The sequence below is a fragment of the Bacillus kexueae genome, from assembly GCF_022809095.1.
GTDB lineage: Bacteria > Bacillota > Bacilli > Bacillales > Aeribacillaceae > Bacillus_BZ > Bacillus_BZ kexueae.
In genome coordinates this window covers 625,128-648,928 of the sequence record NZ_JALAZE010000001.1, presented here as the reverse complement: position 1 = coordinate 648,928, position 23,801 = coordinate 625,128, and the positions used below count along the sequence as shown (strand labels likewise).

Below are 23,801 nucleotides of genomic sequence, written 5' to 3'. Positions count from 1 at the left end.
GGTATATGGGTCCGCCCATATACCTCTCTTTTCTGAATAGGACGATATAGTTAAATTATGGAGGTGTTTTCGTTGCTGAAATATATCTGGAAACGTATTCTATTTATGTTGTTATCCCTTTACGTTATCGTAACTGCAACGTTCTTCTTAATGCGCGCCGCTCCAGGTGGTCCGTTTTCTGGTGAGAAGAAACTCCCGCCTGAAATTGAAGCGAATTTAAATGCGTATTATGGGCTAGATCAACCGTGGTATATTCAATATTTTGATTACCTTGTTTCTATTGCACAGTGGGATTTTGGTCCATCCTTTAAATATAAAGGACAAACGGTCAATGATTTAATTAATGATGGGTTCCCAGTTTCTTTTGTATTAGGGATGGAAGCAATCTTTTTAGCGGTAGCACTAGGGGTATTATTAGGTGTTATTGCAGCATTGCGTCATAATAAATGGCAAGATTACTCAGCGATGGTTTTTGCTGTTATCGGTATTTCAGTACCAAGCTTTATCATGGCTTCAGTTTTACAGTATTACTTTGCAATCAAACTAGGCTTATTACCAGTTGCCCGTTGGGAAACATTTGCGCATACGATTTTACCTGCACTTGCGCTTGCATCAACTCCGATGGCATTTATTGCACGCTTAACTCGTTCAAGCATGCTTGAAGTTTTAAGTAATGATTATATTAAGACAGCAAAGGCGAAAGGTCTAAGCGGAGCTGCTATTACGTTTAAGCATACGATTCGTAATGCTTTGCTACCTGTTGTTTCATACATGGGTCCGTTAACCGCGGGTATTTTAACAGGAAGTTTCGTTATTGAGAAAATTTTCGGAATTCCTGGATTAGGTTCACATTTCGTATTAAGTATTACGAACCGTGATTATACGACGATTATGGGTGTTACTGTGTTCTACAGTGTCCTCTTATTAGTTTCGATCCTTCTTGTGGACCTAGCGTACGGATTAATTGACCCGCGTATTAAACTAGCTGGCGGCAAGAAAGGAGAGTAATAGACGATGCAAGAGATTTCAAAAGACTTATTTCAACCTGCCAAAGTCGATTTGAACGAAGCGGAGAAAATCTCAAAGCCAAGTATTTCGTATTGGAAAGATGTCTCCATTCGTTTTAGAAAAAATAAATTAGCACTATTTGGTGTTGTACTACTCGTTCTTCTTGTTTTCATGGCGTTATTTGGACCATATATGACACCGTATGATTATGAAACGAATGATCTTATGAATGCGAACAAGCCACCTTCGAGTGAGCATTGGTTCGGTACAGATGAACTTGGACGTGACGTCTTTACAAGAACGTGGTACGGAGCTCGTATCTCATTATTTATCGGTTTAGCTGCTGCATTAATTGATTTCGCTATCGGAATTATCTGGGGTGGAATTGCTGGTTATAGAGGCGGACGAACAGACGAAGTAATGATGCGTTTTGCTGATATCTTATGGGGCGTTCCTTACTTACTACTCGTTATCTTATTAATGGTTGTAATGGGACAAGGGCTCGTAACGATGATTGTTGCGATGTCGATTACAGGATGGATTAACATGGCACGTATCGTTCGTGGACAAGTCTTACAGCTGAAATCACAAGAGTATGTTTTGGCATCACAAACATTAGGGGCAAGCACTACTCGTATTATGACAAAGCATTTAATTCCAAATACGATGGGACCAATTTTAGTAACAATGACTTTAACAATTCCATCAGCTATCTTTACAGAAGCGTTCCTAAGTTACTTAGGTCTTGGGGTCCCAGCACCACTAGCAAGTTGGGGAACAATGGCCAACGATGGATTACCAGCTTTACAATATTACCCTTGGCGATTATTCTTCCCAGCAACGTTTATCTGTTTAACGATTTTTGCCTTTAATGTGATCGGAGACGGACTTCGTGACGCATTAGATCCAAGATTACGTAAGTAGGAGTGAGAATGATGGAGAAATTATTAGAAGTGAAAGATTTAGAAGTCTCATTCCGTACCTATGCCGGAGAAGTACAAGCAGTTCGCGGTGTGTCGTTTGATTTATATAAAGGTGAAACACTGGCGATTGTAGGTGAATCTGGTTCAGGTAAAAGTGTGACTTCTCAATCAATCATGCGATTAATTCCGATGCCTCCTGGAGAGTTCAAAAATGGACAAATCCTTTTAGAGGGAGAAGATTTAATTCAAAAGTCAGATAAAGAAATGGAAAAAATTCGTGGGAAAGATATCGGGATGATTTTCCAAGATCCGATGACATCTTTAAACCCAACGATGCGAATCGGCATGCAGATTATGGAAGGTCTTATTAAACATCAAAACATGTCCAAAGCTGCAGCAAAAGAGCGAGCAATTGAATTGTTGCGCTTAGTTGGAATTCCGATGCCTGAAAAACGTGTCAACCAATATCCACATGAATTTTCAGGTGGTATGCGTCAGCGTGCGATGATTGCGATTGCGTTAGCATGTAATCCAAAGCTATTAATTGCTGACGAGCCTACAACGGCACTAGATGTAACGATTCAAGCGCAAATCTTAGAATTAATGAAAGATCTTCAAAAGAAGATGGACACATCCATCATTTTCATTACACATGATCTTGGAGTTGTTGCGAACGTTGCCGATCGCGTGGCGGTCATGTATGCAGGGAAAATTGTAGAAATCGGTACGGTCGATGAGATCTTCTACAATCCGAAGCATCCGTACACTTGGGGCTTATTAGCTTCCATGCCAAGTTTAGATAATGATGATAAGTCAGAGCTGGCTGCCATCCCTGGTTCACCACCTGACTTAACGAATCCGCCAAAAGGAGACGCATTTGCACCACGTAACCCTTATGCGATGAAAATTGACTATGAACAAGAGCCACCAATGTTCAAAGTATCTGATACTCATTATGCGGCAACATGGTTGTTGCACCCAGACGCTCCAAAAGTTGAGCCACCGGAGTCAGTCAAAATGCGTATGAAGCAATTTAACGCAGCTAAGGGGGGACAATAATGGCGGAAAGAGAAAAGCTACTTGAAATTAAAAATTTACAACAATATTTTAACGTTGGTAAAGGAAATACGATTAAAGCGGTTGATGGTCTGACGTTTGACATATACAAAGGTGAAACGCTCGGTCTGGTTGGAGAGTCCGGTTGTGGAAAATCTACAACTGGTCGTACTATCATTCGCCTTTATAACGCTACAGGTGGACAAGTCCTTTTTAAAGGAGAAGATGTTCACGGGAAAAAATCACGTGCGGAAATGAAAAAATTTAATCGTAAAATGCAAATGATATTCCAAGATCCGTATGCTTCTTTAAACCCACGTATGACTGTCGCAGACATCATTGCCGAGGGAATCGATATTCACGGATTAGCGAAAACGAAGGAAGAGCGTATGCAAAAAGTGTACGATTTATTAGAAACAGTTGGTTTAAATCGTGAACACGCAAACCGCTATCCACATGAGTTCTCTGGAGGTCAGCGTCAACGTATTGGGATTGCGCGTGCCTTAGCAGTTGAGCCGGAATTTATCATTGCCGATGAGCCTATTTCTGCGTTAGACGTTTCGATTCAGGCACAGGTTGTTAACTTAATGAAAAAGTTACAGCGTGAAAAAGGATTAACTTACTTGTTTATCGCCCACGACCTATCCATGGTCAAATACATTAGTGATCGCATTGCGGTCATGTATTTCGGTAAAATGGTTGAGCTTGCGGATAGTGAAGAATTGTATCGTAATCCAATTCATCCGTATACAAAAGCGCTATTGTCAGCAATTCCACTTCCAGACCCAGATACTGAGCGCACGAGAAAACGGATTATTTACGATCCAAGCCAGCACCAGTATAAGCCTGGTGAGGAGCCTCAGTTCCGTGAAGTAAAACCAGGACACTGGGTAATGTGTTCGGAAGAAGAATTTAAACAATATCAACAACAATACAATTAATTCGTGAATAGAAAAGAAAAACGATCTCGAATTGTCGAGATCGTTTTTCTATTCATAGGACGACACCGTTAAATGATGGAGTACAGTGTTTACACATATTATAGTGCAATAAAGCGCAAAAGTCTATAATGTTTATTGAAAATTTCGAACAAATTTAATATTTATCATAGCAAGTCACATACAATGGAAGTAGCTCGAATTTCCCTTTTCGGAACAAAGGAAGTCATTTACAATCTATGTAAAAAGAGTTCGGTGTTTAATCAATTTCAGGTAACAAACACTATTTACATACTCAATCGTAAGCGTGTACAAGTATAAAGAAAGATGGGGGATGCTGGATGAAAAAAATATTATTTTGCCTAATTGGTTTTTTGCTTTTACCTCTAGGTGTTGAGGCTGAACAAGGAGGTCCCACGAATCCAGAGCGGACATTCGCTATATCGACGAAAGAATTACCATCTTCTATCCCACGGTTTCAATTTCAATCCGGGTATCAATTCGAATACCCAGATGCTGTGCGTGGCATATATGTAACGGGGCACTCAGCGGGGGGAAGTCGTTTTAATGATCTACTTACGCTCGTCGATCAAACGGATTTAAATGCAATGGTTATCGATATTAAAGACGATTATGGACATGTAACATATCAACCAGACCTATCATCTCCGTACTACGATGTGAGCCAGCCTTATATTAAAGATCCGAAAGCGCTCTTATCTACATTAGAAGAAAAACAAATCTATCCGATTGCACGTGTAGTCGTTTTTAAAGATACAGTTTTAGCGAATAAAAAGCCAGAATGGTCTTTTACTCAAAACGGTGGAGTATGGAAGAATGGAAGAGGAGATTCATTTGTCAATCCATTTTTAGAAGAAGTGTGGGAATACAATACGAATATTGCGATTGAGGCCGCAAAATTAGGATTTCAAGAAATTCAATTTGACTATGTACGCTTTCCTGAAGGATTTGAAAAGCGTGATGAAATTCTTCAATACAGCATGGGGAAATACGAGGATTTAGACTTAGATAATGTGCAAAAGCGGGTTGAAGCGGTAACGGACTTCGTAGCTTATGCAAAAGAGAAATTAAAGCCATACGGCGTAAAAGTTTCCGTCGACATTTTTGGATATACAGCAACGCTTCCAGAAGCTCCTGGAATTGGTCAAAACTTCAGTAAAATTTCTGAGCATGTCGATGTCATTTCTTCGATGATTTATCCATCACATTGGACTTCCTACTTTGGCATTGCCAAGCCAGATTTACATCCGTACGAACTCGTAACTGAATACGCTAAAGTTGAAAAACAAAAACTAAACGAACTTGAAACCCCTCCCATCTCACGACCGTGGATACAAGATTTCACTGCTTCGTGGTTAGGAAATGGCAATTACAAACGGTATGGGAAAGCGGAAGTCGAAGCGCAAATTAAAGCGCTTAATGATCAAGGAATCAATGAATTCCTCATATGGAACGCAGGCAATACTTATACGAAAAATGTGGACTACACACCATAATCAAGGATTTTTTTCTATTTAAATGCGAAAGGAGGATGTTTTCAGTGGGCATGGCAAGCTTGTCTGTTGATCTTTGGCTTGTGCTGTTCCTGTTTTAGGCGTCGCCTTTCGTTTCTTTGACCAAAACGAACAAAAAAGCTTAACCCACTCGCCAAAAGTTGTCGGCAAGTGGGTTTTTCATAGTAGTGACAGAAAGTTTAAGTTCAATAAAGTGTTAAAGTGTTCTCTTTACAGTCATTTCGGTGTCTAGCTCCAAGCGCCATCAGCTCGGGTCGCTTTGGTCCTGCTGTGGCGACGGAAGCCTTCTCGCAGGTTCTCATGCGCCCTTCGCCTAAGGACTTGCGCTTTGCGCTTTTCTCAATTACCATGCGTTTGCATGAAGTCGTTGTCTAATAACACTCGATTCAGATAATAAATTGTCCTGAAAAAATTGAAACTTTTTACTCGCTCGTCCGTAAAACAAAAAGTGAAGGGAACGTTAATGATGGTTTGACCGTTGTTTCTGAACTTTGTTCCACCCTTTTTGAGTTTGAAGGGATTGTTTGCGAAATTTTGTTTGTCCGAAAATCTTTGTGCCAACGGTATTGGCGATGACTCCCATCGTAGCAGTAAGGCCGATGACGAATGCGCCAACTAAAACAAAATCAAGGAAAAAGTCCAAATGAGCACCTCCGTTTTCGGAAAAGTCGAAACTTTCCTTTGTTTTTATTTTAAATCATGTTTACGAAATGAGAAAGTGGGTATATATATACGTGGAAACATTTCGTTCGAAAACATGAAAAGGGAGTAGATCCATGAATTGGTATGAAAAATTAAATCAATATTTTCCAGTCCAAGAAATGAAATCAAAAGAGCATATGGAAGCGTTATTACAAGAAAAAGGTGACGTCTATCATAAAGATGAAGGAAAGCATCATGTCATGATGTATGCTGAATTCGATGACTTCATTTTTATCGACTACATCTACGTGTCTAAGGATGCGCGCGGTCAAGGAATCGGGCATCAATTACTTCAAAAATTAAAAACGAAGCAAAAGCCTATCATTTTAGAAGTGGAGCCTGTAGATGAGTCTGATTTAGACACGGAAAAGCGATTGAAATTTTACCAGCGTGAAAACTTTCATCATGCTCAATCCATTGGATATCGTCGCCGTTCATTAGCGACAAAGAAAATTAATGAAATGGAAATCTTGTATTGGTCTCCAACGGACGCATCAGAAGAAGAAATTTTTGAAGCGATGAAGCATACGTACGACCAAATACATACGTACAAAGATACAGAATGGTATGGAGAGTCGTATCAGGATGTAGATGAAGTGCTAACGCTGGAAGAAGATCGTACGGACAATATTTTCGATGAGATAAACTAATTGAGAAAATTTTCTAGGTTCATTGTTAAATTCCCTTCATTAATTTGTAACAATTTTAAAGAAAAAACATATAAAAAATCATATACTTACTTACTTTTTTATAGTATAATGCTATTAGAGTTACAAATGGCTTTTTTATTCCTGTCATGCAGTAGGAATGAAATAATAGAGGAGAGTGAAGGGTTATGGTAACATTGTATACCTCACCAAGTTGTACTTCATGTCGTAAAGCGAAATCTTGGTTAGAAGAGCATAATATTGAGTATAAAGAAAGAAATATTTTTGCTGAGCCACTTACTATTGATGAGATCAAAGAGATTCTTCGCATGACAGAAGATGGAACGGATGAAATTATTTCAACCCGTTCGAAAGTGTTCCAAAAGCTAAATATCGATGTTGAGTCGTTACCATTACAAGATTTATATGATATTATTCAACAACATCCTGGGCTTTTACGTCGTCCAATTATTATCGATGAAAAGCGTCTTCAAGTTGGTTATAACGAAGACGAAATTCGTCGCTTCTTACCACGTAAAGTCCGTACATTCCAATTAAAAGAAGCACAACGTCTTGTCAACTAATATAGATTCGGCATTTAAATTGTAAGTGCTATGGAGCCTTCTACATAAGTAGGAGGCTCTTATTTTTTACGCACGACTAGCAACGATTTGCTTAAAAATAAGCGCAGCGGCCAGAATAAAGGCGGTTGTTATGTATGGGAGGGAAAAAGACAAGGAAGAGTCAAAAGGAAAAACGCTTTGAAATGATTGATCATGAGCAACCATTTTTCCTGCTGTAAAAGCTAAAATTCCTCCCCCTACATAAACAAAAAGAACAAATTGATTCATAATCTTCAAGATTACGCTACTTCCCCATATAATAATAGGAATCGATACAATTAAACCGAAAATGACGAGTAAAATATGACCATTCGCAGCACCAGCAATGGCAATCACGTTGTCAAACCCCATCACAAGGTCAGCGAAGACAATCGTTTGAATTGCTTTCCATAAAGATGAATGACTTTTCACCGAATGGTTTCCATCTCCTTGACCGGCCATCAACGAAAAGGCAATGTAGAGTAAAAAAACTCCGCCAATCAATTGAATAAAAGGGATTTGTAGAAGGTAGACCGCACCAATCGTTAATAAAATACGACAAATAACCGCAAGCATCGTGCCAAATAAAATCGCTTTCTTTCGTTGCGATTCAGGCAGATTTCGGCAAGCTAACGCGATGACAATAGCATTATCTCCTCCAAGGACGAGATCGATTCCGATGATCATCAAAATTGAAAGAAGTAGTTGTTCATCCATCTATCAATACCTCATTTCCACATCCTTCATGCTTGTACCATTTATATGACGTAATCCACTATTTATGAATCATCTAGGTATATAACTGTTTTTGTAAAATCCAAGCTTTTTTTATTTCTTTATAAAGCGATTTGTCATACAATAGAAGTACAAGATATAGATAGTTGAACAACTTGGGTGCTAACGGTTAAATTGTTTTGCATTTGGGTAAATTGAAGAAAAGTGCAACTGATTCGGGGGTTAGTTGTCCCTTCCAAAATCTCGAATAGAAGGGAAGGTTGTTCAAATGGATATTGAACGTATTAATGAACATACCGTTAAGTTTTACATTTCATATTTTGACATAGAGGAACGCGGATTTGACCGAGAAGAAATTTGGTATAACCGCGAACGAAGTGAAGAACTTTTTTGGGAAATGATGGACGAAATTCATGAGGAAGAAGATTTTCCAATCGAAGGTCCTTTATGGATTCAAGTTCAAGCAAACGATAAAGGGTTAGAAGTCGTCGTTACAAAAGCGCAACTATCTAAAGATGGGCAAAAATTAGAATTGCCAATAACAGACGGTAAAATGAAAGATTTTCCGGTCGATGAAAACATCGAATCGTTATTAGATAATCACTTTAACACCTCTCAAGAACATGAGACAGATGATGAAGAAGAGGAACTCGAATTTGTCATCCGTTTTGATGACTTTGAGCATGTCATCTCCCTTTCCAAATACAATATCGAAGGATTTAAAAATAGTTTATACGCCTTTGAGAATAAATACTATTTATTCGTGGAGTTTTTAGAAGAAGAGGATGAAATGATCGAAGACTTATTGAGTCTCATGCTCGAGTTTGGTGCAGAGTCACGTGTGACTATTCATCGTCTTGAGGAATATGGAAAATTAGTTATGAAGGACAACGCCTTAGAGCAAGTTCGTCAACACTTTTCTTAATACCAATATGCTTGATTCGTATACCCATGAGTCAGCGAACGGCCGATTTCAATTCGAAATCGGCTTTTTTCAAAATGGCAAGTAGACGGCTTCATTCAATCAATGATTCTTACAACAGAAGTTCATCCGTGTGGAGGCATTTATGAAAAATACAGTTCGAATTATTTTGTTTGCGATTGGTTTATCAATCGCGCTTCATTTTGTTCAGCAAATTTCTGATGAGTGGCTTATTGGCTCCTTTTCGGTTCTTTTTACCTTGTCTATTGTCTTTATCGGATTTGTTATTTTCTTTGAAAATCGTCATCCGACGCAAACACTCACGTGGCTTGTCGTGTTAGGAAGCTTTCCGCTCGTTGGTTTTTTGTTTTACTTGTTTTTCGGCCAAAATATCCGAAAGAAACGGTTCTTTAAGAAGAAAGCCATTATCGATGAAAAAACGTTCGCCCAATTTGATAAAAGCAATTATTCAAATGCAGAAAAAATTAAGTTGATGCACAATCACCAAAAGCTTACCTTTAAGCTTGCGACTACCCTTGGAAATAGTCCGATCTCGTTTCATACATATACAAAAGTATTAACGAATGGGATTGAGACGTTTGACGCAATTTTTAAGGAGTTAGAAAAAGCGAAACATCATATTCATTTAGAATATTACATCGTCCGCCATGATGTGGTCGGGCAAAAGTTAAAAGACCTTCTGATCCGAAAAGCGAAAGAAGGTGTTCAAGTCCGATTTTTATATGATGCGGTTGGAAGCTGGCGATTATCGGCGAAATATATTCAAGAGCTTCGCAATGCTGGTGTAGAAATGGTACCGTTCCTTCCGGTAAAGTTTCCAGTCTTATCCGATAAAATAAACTTTCGTAATCACCGAAAAATTATCGTGGTAGATAGTTCGGTCGGGTTTGTCGGCGGTTTAAATATCGGTGATGAATATTTAGGAAGAAATCCGTACTTCGGATTTTGGCGGGATACGCACCTATTATTAAAGGGAGAAGCGGTTCGTTCGCTTCAATTGATTTTTCTACAAGATTGGTATTACATGACGGGTCACAAACTGTTAACCGAGGATTACTTGACGACGAGCATAATGCCTGAACAAGAAGGTGGCGTTCAGTTAATTGCTGGCGGTCCTGATAACAAATGGGAAATCATTAAAAACTTATTTTTCTCTATGATTAATTCAAGTGTGGATTCAATATGGATTGCTTCGCCTTATTTCATTCCAGACGAAGATATTAAGACCGCTCTAAAAATTGCTGCTCTTAGCGGCATCGACGTTCGATTGCTTGTACCGAAAAAACCGGACAAAAAAATCGTGTACTACGCATCAAGATCGTATTTTCCTGAATTACTGGAAGCTGGTGTGAAAATTTATGAATACGAGAAAGGGTTCATGCACAGTAAAATTATCATTGTTGATAATGAACTCGCATCAATTGGCACAGCTAACATGGATATGAGAAGCTTTCACTTAAACTTTGAAGTCAATGCCTTTTTATATCGAACGTACAGTGTTCAAACATTAAGCGACGAATTTCTGCGTGACATTCAGTCGTCACACGAAATCATTCTGTCTGAATTTGAAAAGCGTCCCTTTTTCGTCAAATTTATTGAATCAACTTCAAGGCTTCTCTCCCCGTTGCTTTAAAGAAAAGGAACTCATTTTGAACGAAGTAAGAGGCTGTTCTTTTTGGGCAGCCTCTTTCGTTTTTTGGTGGAGGGTACGTGTATAAATTTGCAAAGGGCATTCTTTTTTATTCGATAAGAATCGGCAAAAATCCCATTTTAAAAAAGGAAATATTCCGATGAATGACGAATAAACTGTTGATAGGCTAACGCGACCTATGGTGTTCTTAAAGAAAATGAAATTCTATTTAATAAAAAGGAAGTGGTATTTTGCTTGTTGCAGATTCATCGGAAGATAAAATACGAATTAATTTAGTGGATCCTCGCTGGACGAAAGAGGCTTTAATGGAATTAAAAAAGACGACCTCCTTTATTTGTCCCTCTTGTCGGACACCTGTGCAATTAAAAATAGGTGAAACACGAATTCCTCATTTTGCTCATATCAATACCTGTTCCATACAAGGTGAAAAAGAATCCCTTTATCATATGGATGGAAAAATACAATTGCATGATTGGCTCCAAAATCAAGGGATTAAGGGGGAACTTGAAACGTATTATCCTTCCATAAAGCAGCGGGCAGATGTCGTCGCTGAAATCGATGATGAAACGATATGCTTCGAGTTTCAATGTGCCAAAATTTCAGAGCAAGAAAAACTAGCACGAACGAACGGATATGAAAAAGAACAGCTCTCAGTAAAGTGGATTTTAGGCGGTAATCGAGTAAAACGGTTGAAAACGTATGAATACCGGTTCAATCATTTTGTTTGGGACTTCATTCAATTGAATTCAGCAGGCATATCGTACTTGCTCTCCTATTGTTCAAAGCTTAAAGCTTTCATTCTACTGGACTCCATCGTTCCATTCTCAAAGCAAACCATCTTTGCTAATACAACCATTTTGCCTTCATCACAACTTTCCTTTCAACAATTTTTACAGCCGACAAATGTATCGTGGGAGCCCGTAGTGTTCCAAAAACAGTGGATGATGAAGCGGGACCGTTTTCGAAATGTCCCAAAAGTGCATGTTTCCAAAAAAGAAAAAAGGTTACAAGCCCTCATTTATGAACAATACGGCATTCCTTTAACACTTGTACCAAGTGAAGCTTTTATTCCTTTGAAAGAGGCATGGCGATTAAAAGAAGCAGTTTACGTTTGGCAAACCATTGTACTACATGCTTTAGAAAGTATAAGCGAGGGGGAAGTGTTTCATTTGCAACGGGTGTTGTGGTTAATGAATCGTAACGTTAATTTTGAACACTTTACACAAGAGAAAGACATTGTACAGACGGTTGTGCAGAGTTACTTAAACAAACTTTCAACGCTCGGTATCATTCATAAAGTAAAGCGCAATGAATATAAAAAATCAAATTATTCATTTTTCTTATCGTCATATGAAGCGATCCAAAAGCGCGACAAACAGATGGACACGTTTTTTCGTCAAAAGCGGAAGGTATGATGGAAGTGGGAATCGAATATGCTATATGTGGAAACAAAGTAAATGGATTGATTCAAAACCACATGTAACATATCATTGAAAAAGAAGGAAAGAAAGGAGATTGTTATGGAAAATCAACAAGCCGTAAAGACGCTCCCAAAGCGTGACGAAATACCGGTGGAAGACACGTGGAGATTAGAGGATATTTTCGAAACAGATGAAGTGTGGGAAAAGGAATTTGACGAACTAAAACAACTCATCCCGAAAATTTCATCTTACAAAGGGAAGCTCGGAGATTCCGCTGATACTTTATTTGAAGCGCTTCAATTTGAAGACCATGTTATGGAGAGATTAGGAAAGCTATATACATATGCTCATATGCGTTACGATCAAGATACGACGAATCCAACTTACCAAAATTTAAATGATCGAGCGACAACTCTATATACGGAAGCTTCTAGTTTGTCATCGTATTTAGTTCCAGAAATTTTAGCGATGAATGAAGAAACGTTGAAGAAATATTTAAACGAGCATGATGGGCTGAAATTATATGCACATGCACTAAACGATATCAATCGCCAACGCCCGCACGTTTTAACGTCCGAGCAAGAGGAAATGCTTGCGTTAGCTTCTGAAGCGCTCGCTTCTTCGGGTAATACATTCGGTAAGTTAAATAATGCTGATCTACAATTTCCAACGATTAAAAATGAAAACGGAGAAGAAGTAGAAGTTACACACGGACGCTTTATCAGCTTTATGGAAAGTGCGGACCGTCGTGTGCGCCAAGATGCTTTCAAAGCTGTTTACAGCACGTATGACAAATTTAAAAACACGTTTGCAAGCACGTTAAGCGGAGCGGTGAAAAAAGATAACTTCTATGCGAAAGTCCGTAAATATGACAATGCGCGCCAAGCCGCGTTAAGTAACAATAACATTCCTGAAACGGTGTACGACCAATTAATCGAAACGATTCATGACCACCTTCCGCTACTGCAACGTTACGTTTCGCTTCGCAAAAAGGTGTTAAATGTAGATGAACTTCACATGTACGATTTATATACACCTCTTGTGAAAGATGTGGAGATGAAAGTAACGTACAACGAAGCGAAGGACATGATTTTAAAAGGGCTTGAACCACTAGGAGAAGAATACACCTCCATCTTAAAAGAAGGGTTTGAAAACCGCTGGGTCGATGTTCATGAAAACAAAGGAAAACGCAGCGGAGCTTACTCATCTGGCGTTTATGGGACAAATCCGTATATCTTAATGAACTGGCAAGATAATGTGAACAATTTATTCACACTTGCGCATGAATTTGGACACTCTGTTCATAGCTATTACACGCGTAAAAACCAGCCATATCCGTATGGCAATTATTCTATTTTCGTCGCAGAAGTAGCTTCAACATGTAACGAAAATTTATTAAACGAATACTTATTGAACACGGTTGATGATGAGAAGAAACGACTTTACCTACTCAATCACTATTTAGAAGGATTTAGAGGAACGGTCTTCCGTCAAACGATGTTTGCAGAATTCGAACACGATATCCATATCCGCGCCCAAAACGGGGAACCGCTAACACCAGAGCGCTTAACGAGCATCTATTACGACTTGAACAAAAAATACTTCGGTGACGACATGGTTGTCGATCAAGAAATCGGACTTGAGTGGGCACGTATTCCACACTTCTACTACAATTATTATGTGTACCAATACGCAACAGGATTTAGCGCTGCATCTGCCTTAAGCAAGCAAATCCTTGAAGAAGGGCAACCAGCCGTATCACGTTACATCGACTTCTTAAAAGCTGGAAGCTCTGATTATCCGATTGAAGTGTTGAAAAAAGCAGGCGTCGACATGACAACGAAAAAGCCAATCGAACAAGCGTGCAAAGTATTCGAAGAAAAACTTAATGAAATGGAACAGCTTCTCAATAAGCAATAACATGAAAAAGTGTGCAGAACGAATAGGTTCTGCACACTTTTTTTTATTGTTACAGAAAGTTTAAGTGCAATAAAGTGTTAATCTTTTTACAGTTTTTTTGGTGTCTAGCTCCAAGCGCCATCAGCTCGGGTCGCTTCGGCCCTGCTGTGGTGACGGAAGCCTCCTTGCAGGTCCTCCAGCGCCCTTCGCCTAAGGACTTGCGCTTTTTCTGTGAAAATAAAAATTACCTATGATAGGTAGATAGTAGAAAGGAACCGCAGGGGAGAATAAATTTTCATGCCCGGGGTGTGAGTGTAAAATCATGTATGTTTCTTATTGAAGATAAGGAAGGGGCGGTTAAATGACTAAGTATTATTCATTAGTTAGAAGGGGGGGATTCATCAGTTAGAGGAGTTTATTCATCAGTTAGGGGAGTTTATCCATCAGTTTCGCTGAATTATTCATCAGTTAGGGAAGTTAATTCATCAGTTTCGCCGAATTATTCATCAGTTAGAGGAGTTTATTCATCAGTTTCGCTGAATTATTCATCAGTTAGAGGAGTTTATTCATCAGTTTCGCTGAATTATTCATCAGTTAGGGGAGTTTATTCATCAGTTTCGCTGAATTATTCATCAGTTAGGGGAGTTTATCCATCAGTTTCGCTGAATTATTCATCAGTTAGAAGAGTTTATCCGTTAGTTTTATTAAATCCATCCCATACCTCCACATCCAAATCACCAACTTTTTGAAAAACAAACAAATAAGAAACATCTGTCGTATGAAGTCTGACATCATACTAATGTAAACGTGTTACAATATTTAAAACGCTTACAATGCTGAATTATCCGAAAACAACACGTTATAAATGGAAAAAACAAGTAATTTTTACTCAAATATTGGTGTTTTTAGGGTGATGTCGAATGAATATTTTTACAATTTTTACATTGAGGCGTCTTTTTTTAAAAGTTTTTAAAAAATATATTTATTTTTTGTTATAAAAGTGTTATATTATTTTCGATTAGTAGGAATGATATCAGAGGTCTGATGTCTTGGGAAAGTTTGGTGGTGATTCGAGATGAGCATTAAGACAGATAACCGGCATTTGTATCTTCAAGTGATCGATCACCTGAAACGGGATATTGAAGCAGGTGTTTACAAAGAAAAGCAAAAGCTTCCTTCTGAGTTTGAGCTTTCGAAGAAGCTGGGCGTAAGTCGATCTACACTGCGAGAGGCTTTGCGACTTTTAGAGGAAGAACAAATTATTATCAGAAGGCATGGTGTAGGCACATTTGTAAATTCCAAACCGGTATTCGAATCAGGGATTGAACAATTAAACAGTGTGACCAATATGATTAAGCAAGCGGGAATGGAACCTGGAACCATCTTTCTGAGTTCGACGATGAAAGCTGCTTCAGAAAGCGATGCCCGAAGATTTTCCGTAAACGAAGGGGACGAGCTTGTTGTCATCGAGCGTGTCCGAACTGCCAATGGTGATCCAATTGTATATTGCCTCGATATAGTTCCGAAAAAGTTATTGCCAAATTTTTATCCGAATAAAGAAGGGTCAATCTTCCAAATGCTAGAGGATGGGGGAACGAGAAAGATTACGCACGCTGTTGCGAAAATTGAACCAATCGGCTTCCATGAAACCATCTCACCTACTTTGGAGTGTGATCCTGAGACATCATTATTAGTATTAAAGCAGATGCACTATGATGAAAAGGACGAGCCCATTCTTTATTCGAAAAACTACTTTAGGGCAGACAAGTTTAGTTTCCATGTTTTACGTAAAAGGGTTTATTAGCTTTTGATTCCATTTCTACTAAAACTACAATGTATGGGGGTTTGAACATGAAAAAGCGTAAATTCGGTTTAGGATTATCACTTGTGTTAGCGGCAGGTACTCTTTTAGGTGCTTGTGGAGCGGGTGATAAAAATGAAGAAGCTGGAGATACAACAGAAGAGAAGAAGTTCTCCGTTGCAATGGTAACAGATGTCGGTGGTGTTGATGACAAATCCTTCAACCAATCTGCTTGGGAAGGACTTCAAAAGTTCGGTGCTGAAAACGGACTTGAAGAAGGAAAAGGTGGCTACTCATACTTACAATCATCAAGTGATGCAGATTATGCAACAAACTTAAACAAATTAGTTCGTGATGACTTCGATGTCGTTTACGGAATCGGCTTCTTAATGACAGATGCAATTAATGAAATTGCTGAGCAACAACCAGAAGCAAACTTTGCGATCGTAGACTCTGTCGTTGAAAAACCAAACGTAGCAAGCATTACGTTTAAAGAGCATGAAGGTTCATTCTTAGTAGGAGTTGTTGCAGGTTTAACAACAAAAACGAACAAAATCGGTTTCGTAGGTGGTATGGAAATTCCATTAATCGAGAAATTCGAAAGTGGATTCCTCGCTGGTGTTAAATCAGTAAATCCAGATGCAACGGTTGAAGTACAGTATGCAGGTGCATTCGATAAAGCAGACACTGGTAAAGCGATTGCTTCTAGTATGTATGCAAATGGAATCGATGTTGTGTATCATGCAGCAGGTGCGACAGGAAACGGTGTATTCTCTGAAGCAAAAGACTTAAAAACGAAAGATCCAAATCGTGAGCTTTGGGTAATCGGTGTTGACAAAGACCAAGCGCCTGAAGGAGAAGTAAAAGTTGGCGATACAACGTACAACGTAACGTTAACATCTATGGTTAAGCGTGTAGACGTAGCGGTTTATGATGTAGCGACAAAAGCGATGAACGGTGAATTCCCAGGTGGAGAAATTATCGAATATGGTCTTGATCAAGATGGTATCGGTATTGCTCCAACTCAAGACAACATCTCTGAAGATGTATTAACAAAAGTAGAAGAGTGGAAACAAAAGATTATTAACGGAGAAGTAAAAGTTCCATTAACTCGTGATGAGTATAAAGAATTTGAAGCATCTATATAAGATTGTTTCCGCATAATAAACGAATGAAAGGCTAGTGTACACTAGCCTTTCAAATTGTAGAAAAGCTAATACTTACTGTAAAACCATCAAATGAAAAATTACAGTGGGTAATTGTAGCTTTTCATTTGATGATTTTATCTTCCTTATAAGGAGTGAACATGAGTGGATTACGTAATTGAAATGCTGAACATACGTAAAGAATTTGGCTCATTCGTTGCCAATGATAATATTACTTTGCAAGTGAAAAAGGGAGAAATCCATGCGTTACTTGGAGAAAATGGTGCTGGTAAATCCACGCTCATGAATGTTCTCTTCGGCTTGTATCAACCTGAAGGTGGAGAAATTCGCGTTAAAGGGGAATCGGTTAAAATTACGGACCCTAATGTTGCGAATGATCTTGGAATTGGTATGGTGCATCAGCATTTTATGCTTGTGGACACCTTTTCGGTAACGGAAAATATCATTCTTGGTAGTGAACCAAAAAAAGGTGGAAAGATTGACATAAAGAAAGCGGAAGCTGATGTTCGCGCATTATCAGAGCAATACGGATTGGCGGTCGACCCAACGGCAAAAATTTCGGATATTTCCGTCGGGATGCAACAGCGTGTTGAAATTTTAAAGACACTTTATCGTGGAGCAGAAATTTTAATTTTTGATGAGCCGACGGCAGTCCTAACTCCTCAAGAAATTCAAGAGCTTATTCAAATTATGAAAGCGCTCGTTAATGAAGGGAAATCGATCATATTAATTACGCACAAACTGAAGGAAATTATGGAAGTGTGTGATCGCGTAACCGTCATTCGTCGTGGAAAAGGAATCGGAACGTTAAATGTATCGGACACGAATCCGACAGAACTTGCGGAATTAATGGTTGGTCGTGAAGTGAAATTTACGACAGATAAAGAAGAAGCAAAACCGACTGAGCCAGTTTTAGAAATTCAAAACTTAGTCGTAAAAGATGCTCGTCATATCAATACGGTCGATGGGTTGAACTTGACGGTGCGAGCTGGTGAGATCGTCGGGATTGCTGGGGTGGATGGAAACGGTCAATCAGAGTTAATCGAAGCCATCACAGGTCTCCGAAAAGCGGAATCTGGCTCGATCAAACTGAACGGAAAAGAGCTGATTAATCTATCACCACGAAAAATCACTGAAACAGGCGTCGGTCATATTCCGCAAGATCGTCATAAACACGGGCTTGTTTTAGACTTCCCGATTGGAGAAAACATGGTTCTTCAAACGTATTATCAAGAGCCGTTTTCTAAAAATGGGATTTTGAATTTTAATCAAATTTATGATAAAGCGCGCAAGTTAATTGAAGAGTATGATGTTCGTACGCCAGATGAATATACAAAGGCACGTGCTTTATCAGGTGGAAACCAGCAAAAAGCGATTATTGGACGAGAAGTTGACCGAAATCCAGACCTTCTCATTGCAGCACAGCCAACGCGCGGATTAGATGTTGGAGCGATTGAGTTCATTCATAAACGTTTAATTGAACAACGTGACCAAGGGAAGGCTGTTTTATTACTATCATTTGAATTAGATGAAGTAATGAATGTGAGTGATCGCATCGCGGTTATTTACGAAGGAAAAATTGTGGCTATTGTTGATCCGAAGGAAACGACAGAGCAAGAACTCGGATTACTAATGGCCGGTAGTAAAAAGAAGGAAGCAGGTGTCACATCATGAATGTAGGCCGTTTTTCTGGCGTGTTAATTCCTCTTTTAGCCGTTGTACTAGGAATTCTCGTTGGATCGATCGTGATGCTCGTAAGTGGCTACAATCCAATTGAAGGCTATTCAGCACTTCTCTACGGAGCGTTCGGAGATCCCTATTATATTGGGGAAACGATTCGACAAGTAACACCTTATATTCTAGCAGGTTTAGCGGTTGCTTTTGCGTTTCGAACAGGTTTGTTCAATATTGGAGTTGAAGGTCAATTGCTTGTAGGATGGCTCGCGGCTGTATGGGTCGGGGTTTCTTTTGAACTTCCAAAAGTTATTCATCTTCCACTTGCTATTTTAGCGGCAGCTGCTGCGGGTGCGCTTTGGGCGTTTATACCAGGGATTTTAAAGGCGCGATTTAAAGTTCATGAAGTTATCGTTACGATTATGATGAACTACATCGCTTTACATGTTACGAATGCTATTATTCGTTCTGTTTTATCCGATAAAGGCTTTAAGTCTGAAAAAGTACATGAATCAGCATCCTTACGCTCTGATTTTCTTCAATCCATTACCGATTATTCAACGTTGCACTACGGAATTATCATCTCTCTTATCGGTGCAGTTGTCATGTGGTTCTTATTGGAGAAAACGACGAAAGGGTATGAACTTCGTGCTGTAGGATTTAACCAGCATGCATCTCATTACGCTGGTATGAATGTTAACCAAAATATCGTCCTTGCTATGGTAATTTCAGGTGCCTTTGCTGGGGTAGCTGGTGCCATGGAAGGATTAGGGACTTTCGAAAACATTTCCGTTAAGGGTGGATTTACAGGTGTCGGATTCGATGGAATCGCTGTTGCCCTTTTAGGAGGAAATACGGCTATTGGGGTTGTGTTAGCTGCGATTTTATTCGGATCTCTGAAAATCGGTGCATTGGAAATGCCATCAAGTGCGGGTGTTCCAGTTGAATTAGTCGATATTATTATCGCCTTAATTATTTTCTTCGTAGCATCTAGCTATTTAATTCGTCTTATTTTAACTCGTTTGAAAAAGGAGGGGAAATAAGTGGACTTCTTAACGGTATTACAAATCATTATTCCTTCAGCTATCTTTTTTGCCGCTCCACTTATTTTCACAGCTCTTGGCGGAGTATTCAGTGAACGCTCGGGTGTTGTTAATATCGGTCTAGAAGGCTTGATGGTCATCGGTGCATTTGTCGGCATCGTGTTTAACTTAACGTTTGCTGACTCGTTAGGAGAGTTAACGCCTTGGTTAGCGGTATTCGTTGCAATGATTTGTGGGGCAATATTCTCCTTGTTACACGCCGTTGCGTCGATTTCATTCCGTGCAGATCAGGTCGTCAGCGGGGTAGCGATAAACTTTTTAGCAATTGGATTAACGTTGTTCTTAGTAAAGAAAATTTATGGAAAAGGTCAAACTGATCAAATTCAAGTCGGTTTTGATAAGATTGATATTCCGCTTCTTAGCGATATCCCGCTCATTGGTCCATTGTTCTTCGCTAATGGGTACATTCCATCATATATTGCGATTGCACTTGCGTTTATCGTTTGGTATGTCATTTATAAGACACCATTTGGACTTCGTCTTCGCTCCGTCGGTGAGCATCCGATGGCAGCTGACACGATGGGTATAAACGTATTAAAAATGCGCTATATCGGTGTTATGCTTTCCGGTGCGTTAGCAGGGATTGGGGGAGGCGTGTATGCGACGATTATCTCCCGAGATTTTACACACGCTACGATTTCTGGACAAGGGTTCATGGCGCTAGCTGCGATGATTTTCGGAAAATGGCATCCACTTGGAGCAATGGGTGCAGCATTGTTCTTTGGATTTGCTCAAAGTTTAAGTATCGTCGGGCAATCAATACCATTATTAAAAGACGTACCGACTGTTTACTTATTAATTGCACCATATGTTTTAACCATTTTAGCTCTAACAGGATTCATCGGACGCGCTGACGCTCCAAAAGCGTTAGGTATTCCGTATATTAAAGGGAAACGATAAAAGAAGTCGGCCAAAAGGTCGACTTCTTTTTTATTGTTACAGAAGGTTTAAGTTCAATAAAGTGTTAAAGTATTTTCTTTACGGTTTTTTTGGGTGTCTAGCTCCAAGCGCCATGAGCTCGGGTCGTTTCGGCCCTCCTGTGGCGACGGAAGCCTCCTCGCAGGTCCTCCAGAGTCCTTCGCCTAAGGACTTGCGCTTTTCTTATCGGGCTAAAAGCCACGGAATGTTTTGCGATGATTGAGCATGTAGAGAATGATAAAAATCACGATAAAGAGGATTGGAGAGGTAAAGTATAGAGGTAATATTTTCATCAATCCGAGTACATTCAGAAAAAAGGCAGCAAGCAATACAAAGACGGCTAGCAAAGTGAATATTTTCTTCGTCATCTCAATGATCCTCCTACAAATTTATAGGACTAGTATATGTTGGGGAGGAACTAAACATGATTTTGTGACAAAAATGTGAACGTTGCGCAAAAGTATTGTCAAAGGTAGTCGAAATTTGTTATATTCTAATCGTGAAATTTATCACAAAACAAACATTTACCCCTTTGTTTGACCGTGAAAAATTTCTCCCATCCCCTTTGTTGTCGTTAAGACATAAAAGGACCGCACGATTTAGTGCGGTTCCTTTTAAAACAAAATAGAAAGCGTTTACATACACCGATAACACCGATTCGCCAAACCGCCCTAGGGGATGGGAATAAATAAACCGGCTGCTTAAGCCGGTTTTTGTTTATGTTACAGAAAGTTTAAGTTCAATAAAGTGTTAAAGTATTCTCTTTACTTTTTTTGGTGTCTAGCTCCAAGCGCCATTAGCTCGGGTCGCTTCGGCCCTGCTGTGGCGACGGTAGCCTCCTCGCAGGTCCTCCAGCGCCCTTCGCCCAAGGACTTGCGCTTTGCGCTATTCTTATGGAATGACACACATTTATACGCCTTCATTTAATTGCTTTTCCCGCTCGAACCCTAGAAATCGGGTTCCTTGAAAACTTACCATTCCTTGATCATTTTCAGAAAGTAAGCCGTACTCCTTACCTGATACACGAAGCTCTAGCCGATCACCACTATCGAATTCAAATGTAACAAAATAAGTAGTATGAGAACTTGCGTTATTGTTACCAGCAGAGCCGCCTCTCACATTCATTCGCTTCGCCTTAATGATAGCTGGTACCGTTAGCTTAGGGGACTGCTCATTTTTGTGCCACTCGCGAATAGATGAAATGATCGTGTATAGAATTGTTCCGAAGACAATTAAAAACACAGCTCCAATAAAAAGAGGTACAAAAAATGTCATGAAGTCATTGAAAAAGAATGGGTCCATTGATTGATTCCTCCTGTGCGTTCATTACCTTTCTTTTTGCTCACTGAACCATAGATCATAGAGAATTAGACATCCTCCCCCACAAAGAAAGAGGATACTCAAAACATAAGGTACCCAACCATCAATTTGATTTAAGAGTGTTGCAATTTTACCTGGTGGGGAACTCCAACCTCCTAAATGAGGTTGATACAAGGCGATGGCTAGATGCATGAAACCGAAAAGGATAGTTCCGGAAAGAAATAGGACATAACCAGCGATTTGCAATTTCTTTTGCATATCGACTCCCCCTTCAACTATTTCGCAATTCCAATTATTCCAAAAATAAACAGTAAAATCAATGAAAAAACCGAGTGGAATGTTCCACTCGGTTTAGGTTATTTTCCAATATATCGCCAAAATGTTCCGTATTTTACAGGAACGCGTTCGACTTTTTGCATTAGTTGGAGCTGTTTCATTTCACGATCGACTTGGTCGATTGAGAGATTGTAGACGACAGCAATTTCTTTTGATGCGACAAAACCGAAATACTTTAAAAACATTTCAAGTGGTGGTACTTGAGAAGGCTTTGGTAAGCACCCAATTAGTTCGGATAAGATTTCGACGTACGTTTCATACGGATATAAGCCTGTTACTTTTAATCCTTCAATATCCTCGTCACAATGGTAAAACACAAGCGAAGGAATTTCGGTTACTTCCATCTCGTTTGTAATTTTTAAATCACATTGCAACGCTTTTTGAGCACTTTTAGACTGTAAATCACGTTCAAATTCTTTTAAGTCTAGTTCCACAGTTTTGGCGATATTGAGTAATACAGATTCGTCTGTTACATTCATTTTTTCTAAAAAAACAACCTCTTGAAGCTTTCGTAAATAGCGAATGCCTGCCTTTCGACCTTGGAGCTCGGCCGCTTTGATCGCTAATGAAGCGTTGTACGGTGCGGAAATCGGGTTTTCCTTCCACAATGTACCGTCACAAGACATACCAGAAAGGCTCGCTGTTTTTTCCCACGTTTGGGCAATATCTTTCGGCGGTCGTCTTTTCGTTAAGTTTAGCGTTGCTAACGACCCTGATAAAATATGGCGAAGCGTAAAAAAACGTCCGAATTCGATTTGTAGCTTTTTTATATACGGTTCAAGTGCCCAACATTCCGGACAAAGCGGGTCGATAAATAAATAAAGCTCGATCGGCTTTTGAGGATTCCCTTGACAATGGGAGAAAAAATGAGCCGCTTGATTTTTATTCGTCAATAGAATCATCTCTTTCTGGCGTGTTAATCATATGCTGAGCGGTTAAGACAAGCCGTTGGTAAAAGAATGTCCGGATTTCACCGTCTAGTCCAACTTCGTCCATTGCTTCACTCATACATTCGAGCCATGCCTCCGCGCGTGAAGGGGTGATTTCAAATGGTAAATGGCGGGCACGTAACATGGGATGACCGTGTTCTTCTGTGTAAACAGGCGGTCCACCTAAATATTGTGTTAAAAATTGTTTTTGCTTTCGCGCTGTTTCCGATAAGTCATCTGGGAATATCGGTTTTAATTTCGGATGTTTATGAACTTTATCATAAAAGGTATCAACAAGTTGATGTAAACGTTGTTCCCCAATAACCTCAAACGGTGTTTGCGATGAATTCATCATCTTAGTAGCTCCTTTTAACTTGAATCTGTTTAATATTGTATCAGCGAGAATTTAATATCTCAAACAAATCGCTTAATCTTTTGTCGGATGTGTAGGAAAAAAGGGGTGTAATCAGAAGGATGGGGGGCCTCAATCCAAG

General features: G+C 39.4%; 23 protein-coding genes. 16 read left to right on the top strand and 7 right to left on the bottom strand.

Features of this window, described 5'->3' with window-relative positions:
* The first annotated feature begins 72 nt into the window (after positions 1-72).
* From ML543_RS03335 to ML543_RS03315, 5 genes are all read left to right on the top strand, one after another.
* Positions 73-1,008, top strand: coding sequence for an ABC transporter permease (locus tag ML543_RS03335; protein ID WP_243385717.1), 936 nt, complete (start codon positions 73-75; stop codon positions 1,006-1,008).
* Positions 1,009-1,014: 6 nt separating this feature from the next.
* Positions 1,015-1,932 carry an ABC transporter permease gene (locus tag ML543_RS03330; protein ID WP_243385716.1) on the top strand — a complete coding sequence of 306 codons (918 nt, stop codon included), beginning with the start codon at positions 1,015-1,017 and terminating at the stop codon, positions 1,930-1,932.
* 11 nt (positions 1,933-1,943) lie between these two features.
* Positions 1,944-2,990: an ABC transporter ATP-binding protein gene (locus tag ML543_RS03325; protein WP_279326552.1), complete on the top strand. Its 1,047-nt coding sequence runs from the start codon at positions 1,944-1,946 to the stop codon at positions 2,988-2,990.
* Positions 2,990-3,928, top strand: a complete 939-nt coding sequence (locus ML543_RS03320; RefSeq protein WP_243385714.1) for an ABC transporter ATP-binding protein — start codon at positions 2,990-2,992, stop codon at positions 3,926-3,928. The genes ML543_RS03325 and ML543_RS03320 overlap by 1 nt, the downstream gene beginning before the upstream one ends.
* 338 nt (positions 3,929-4,266) lie before the next feature.
* Positions 4,267-5,442, top strand: coding sequence for a putative glycoside hydrolase (locus ML543_RS03315; RefSeq protein ID WP_243385713.1), 1,176 nt, complete (start codon positions 4,267-4,269; stop codon positions 5,440-5,442).
* A gap of 478 nt (positions 5,443-5,920) precedes the next feature.
* On the opposite strand, the gene ML543_RS03310 is transcribed toward ML543_RS03315, so the two are convergent.
* Positions 5,921-6,103, bottom strand: coding sequence for a hypothetical protein (locus ML543_RS03310; protein ID WP_243385712.1), 183 nt, complete (start codon positions 6,101-6,103; stop codon positions 5,921-5,923).
* Between the two features lie 133 nt (positions 6,104-6,236).
* On the opposite strand from ML543_RS03310, the gene ML543_RS03305 reads away from it, so the two are divergent.
* On the top strand, positions 6,237-6,812 hold the full coding sequence (locus ML543_RS03305; RefSeq protein WP_243385711.1) for a GNAT family N-acetyltransferase: 576 nt from the start codon (positions 6,237-6,239) through the stop codon (positions 6,810-6,812).
* A gap of 185 nt (positions 6,813-6,997) precedes the next feature.
* Positions 6,998-7,393 carry a transcriptional regulator SpxA gene (gene spxA, locus ML543_RS03300; protein WP_243385710.1) on the top strand — a complete coding sequence of 132 codons (396 nt, stop codon included), beginning with the start codon at positions 6,998-7,000 and terminating at the stop codon, positions 7,391-7,393.
* A 66-nt stretch (positions 7,394-7,459) separates the two neighbouring features.
* Here the strand turns inward: spxA and ML543_RS03295 are convergent, their stop codons facing one another.
* Positions 7,460-8,128 carry a TerC family protein gene (locus ML543_RS03295; protein ID WP_243385709.1) on the bottom strand — a complete coding sequence of 223 codons (669 nt, stop codon included), beginning with the start codon at positions 8,126-8,128 and terminating at the stop codon, positions 7,460-7,462.
* 286 nt (positions 8,129-8,414) lie between these two features.
* Between ML543_RS03295 and mecA the strand changes: the two genes are divergently transcribed.
* The 9 genes from mecA to ML543_RS03250 all read left to right on the top strand — a co-directional run bounded on the left by mecA (position 8,415) and on the right by ML543_RS03250 (position 20,704).
* Positions 8,415-9,071, top strand: a complete 657-nt coding sequence (gene mecA, locus ML543_RS03290) for an adaptor protein MecA (protein WP_243385708.1) — start codon at positions 8,415-8,417, stop codon at positions 9,069-9,071.
* 142 nt (positions 9,072-9,213) lie between these two features.
* A complete protein-coding gene (cls, locus tag ML543_RS03285; protein WP_243385707.1) occupies positions 9,214-10,722 on the top strand; it encodes a cardiolipin synthase in 1,509 nt (502 codons plus the stop codon).
* Positions 10,723-10,970: 248 nt separating this feature from the next.
* Positions 10,971-12,155: a competence protein CoiA gene (locus tag ML543_RS03280; RefSeq protein WP_243385706.1), complete on the top strand. Its 1,185-nt coding sequence runs from the start codon at positions 10,971-10,973 to the stop codon at positions 12,153-12,155.
* 105 nt (positions 12,156-12,260) lie between these two features.
* The gene (pepF, locus tag ML543_RS03275) at positions 12,261-14,081 is read left to right on the top strand and encodes an oligoendopeptidase F (protein WP_243385705.1); all 1,821 of its coding nucleotides are present in this window, start codon (positions 12,261-12,263) and stop codon (positions 14,079-14,081) included.
* Positions 14,082-15,135: 1,054 nt separating this feature from the next.
* Positions 15,136-15,864 carry a GntR family transcriptional regulator gene (locus ML543_RS03270; protein ID WP_243385704.1) on the top strand — a complete coding sequence of 243 codons (729 nt, stop codon included), beginning with the start codon at positions 15,136-15,138 and terminating at the stop codon, positions 15,862-15,864.
* A 47-nt stretch (positions 15,865-15,911) separates the two neighbouring features.
* Positions 15,912-17,009 (top strand): BMP family lipoprotein, encoded by a 1,098-nt coding sequence (locus ML543_RS03265; RefSeq protein ID WP_243385703.1) that lies wholly within the window; start codon positions 15,912-15,914, stop codon positions 17,007-17,009.
* A gap of 162 nt (positions 17,010-17,171) precedes the next feature.
* Positions 17,172-18,701: an ABC transporter ATP-binding protein gene (locus ML543_RS03260; RefSeq protein ID WP_243385702.1), complete on the top strand. Its 1,530-nt coding sequence runs from the start codon at positions 17,172-17,174 to the stop codon at positions 18,699-18,701.
* Positions 18,698-19,744 (top strand): ABC transporter permease, encoded by a 1,047-nt coding sequence (locus tag ML543_RS03255; protein WP_243385701.1) that lies wholly within the window; start codon positions 18,698-18,700, stop codon positions 19,742-19,744. Before ML543_RS03260 ends, ML543_RS03255 begins: the two co-directional genes overlap by 4 nt.
* A complete protein-coding gene (locus tag ML543_RS03250; protein WP_243385700.1) occupies positions 19,745-20,704 on the top strand; it encodes an ABC transporter permease in 960 nt (319 codons plus the stop codon).
* A gap of 209 nt (positions 20,705-20,913) precedes the next feature.
* Here ML543_RS03250 and ML543_RS03245 read toward each other — a convergent pair whose 3' ends face one another.
* From ML543_RS03245 to ML543_RS03225, 5 genes are all read right to left on the bottom strand, one after another.
* Complete coding sequence (locus ML543_RS03245; RefSeq protein WP_243385699.1) at positions 20,914-21,090, bottom strand: hypothetical protein; 177 nt, start codon at positions 21,088-21,090, stop codon at positions 20,914-20,916.
* A 541-nt stretch (positions 21,091-21,631) separates the two neighbouring features.
* Positions 21,632-22,024 carry a DUF2500 domain-containing protein gene (locus ML543_RS03240; protein ID WP_243385698.1) on the bottom strand — a complete coding sequence of 131 codons (393 nt, stop codon included), beginning with the start codon at positions 22,022-22,024 and terminating at the stop codon, positions 21,632-21,634.
* A 24-nt stretch (positions 22,025-22,048) separates the two neighbouring features.
* Complete coding sequence (locus tag ML543_RS03235; protein WP_243385697.1) at positions 22,049-22,300, bottom strand: hypothetical protein; 252 nt, start codon at positions 22,298-22,300, stop codon at positions 22,049-22,051.
* A 98-nt stretch (positions 22,301-22,398) separates the two neighbouring features.
* Positions 22,399-23,280 carry a ClpXP adapter SpxH family protein gene (locus ML543_RS03230; RefSeq protein ID WP_419095324.1) on the bottom strand — a complete coding sequence of 294 codons (882 nt, stop codon included), beginning with the start codon at positions 23,278-23,280 and terminating at the stop codon, positions 22,399-22,401.
* Positions 23,261-23,659 (bottom strand): globin domain-containing protein, encoded by a 399-nt coding sequence (locus tag ML543_RS03225; RefSeq protein WP_419095341.1) that lies wholly within the window; start codon positions 23,657-23,659, stop codon positions 23,261-23,263. Before ML543_RS03225 ends, ML543_RS03230 begins: the two co-directional genes overlap by 20 nt.
* Positions 23,660-23,801: the final 142 nt, after the last annotated feature.

Bases quoted from the DNA above. Each gene is read 5' to 3' on its own strand.
- ML543_RS03295 (WP_243385709.1), bottom strand. From the start codon at position 8,128: ATGGATGAACAACTACTTCTTTCAATTTTGATGATCATCGGAATCGAT.
- ML543_RS03230 (WP_419095324.1), bottom strand. From the start codon at position 23,280: ATGATTCTATTGACGAATAAAAATCAAGCGGCTCATTTTTTCTCCCAT.
- ML543_RS03305 (WP_243385711.1), top strand. From the start codon at position 6,237: ATGAATTGGTATGAAAAATTAAATCAATATTTTCCAGTCCAAGAAATG.
- ML543_RS03270 (WP_243385704.1), top strand. From the start codon at position 15,136: ATGAGCATTAAGACAGATAACCGGCATTTGTATCTTCAAGTGATCGAT.
- ML543_RS03225 (WP_419095341.1), bottom strand. From the start codon at position 23,659: ATGAATTCATCGCAAACACCGTTTGAGGTTATTGGGGAACAACGTTTA.
- pepF (WP_243385705.1), top strand. From the start codon at position 12,261: ATGGAAAATCAACAAGCCGTAAAGACGCTCCCAAAGCGTGACGAAATA.
- ML543_RS03330 (WP_243385716.1), top strand. From the start codon at position 1,015: ATGCAAGAGATTTCAAAAGACTTATTTCAACCTGCCAAAGTCGATTTG.
- cls (WP_243385707.1), top strand. From the start codon at position 9,214: ATGAAAAATACAGTTCGAATTATTTTGTTTGCGATTGGTTTATCAATC.
- ML543_RS03325 (WP_279326552.1), top strand. From the start codon at position 1,944: ATGGAGAAATTATTAGAAGTGAAAGATTTAGAAGTCTCATTCCGTACC.
- ML543_RS03265 (WP_243385703.1), top strand. From the start codon at position 15,912: ATGAAAAAGCGTAAATTCGGTTTAGGATTATCACTTGTGTTAGCGGCA.
- ML543_RS03320 (WP_243385714.1), top strand. From the start codon at position 2,990: ATGGCGGAAAGAGAAAAGCTACTTGAAATTAAAAATTTACAACAATAT.
- ML543_RS03240 (WP_243385698.1), bottom strand. From the start codon at position 22,024: ATGGACCCATTCTTTTTCAATGACTTCATGACATTTTTTGTACCTCTT.
- mecA (WP_243385708.1), top strand. From the start codon at position 8,415: ATGGATATTGAACGTATTAATGAACATACCGTTAAGTTTTACATTTCA.
- spxA (WP_243385710.1), top strand. From the start codon at position 6,998: ATGGTAACATTGTATACCTCACCAAGTTGTACTTCATGTCGTAAAGCG.
- ML543_RS03245 (WP_243385699.1), bottom strand. From the start codon at position 21,090: ATGACGAAGAAAATATTCACTTTGCTAGCCGTCTTTGTATTGCTTGCT.
- ML543_RS03255 (WP_243385701.1), top strand. From the start codon at position 18,698: ATGAATGTAGGCCGTTTTTCTGGCGTGTTAATTCCTCTTTTAGCCGTT.
- ML543_RS03315 (WP_243385713.1), top strand. From the start codon at position 4,267: ATGAAAAAAATATTATTTTGCCTAATTGGTTTTTTGCTTTTACCTCTA.
- ML543_RS03235 (WP_243385697.1), bottom strand. From the start codon at position 22,300: ATGCAAAAGAAATTGCAAATCGCTGGTTATGTCCTATTTCTTTCCGGA.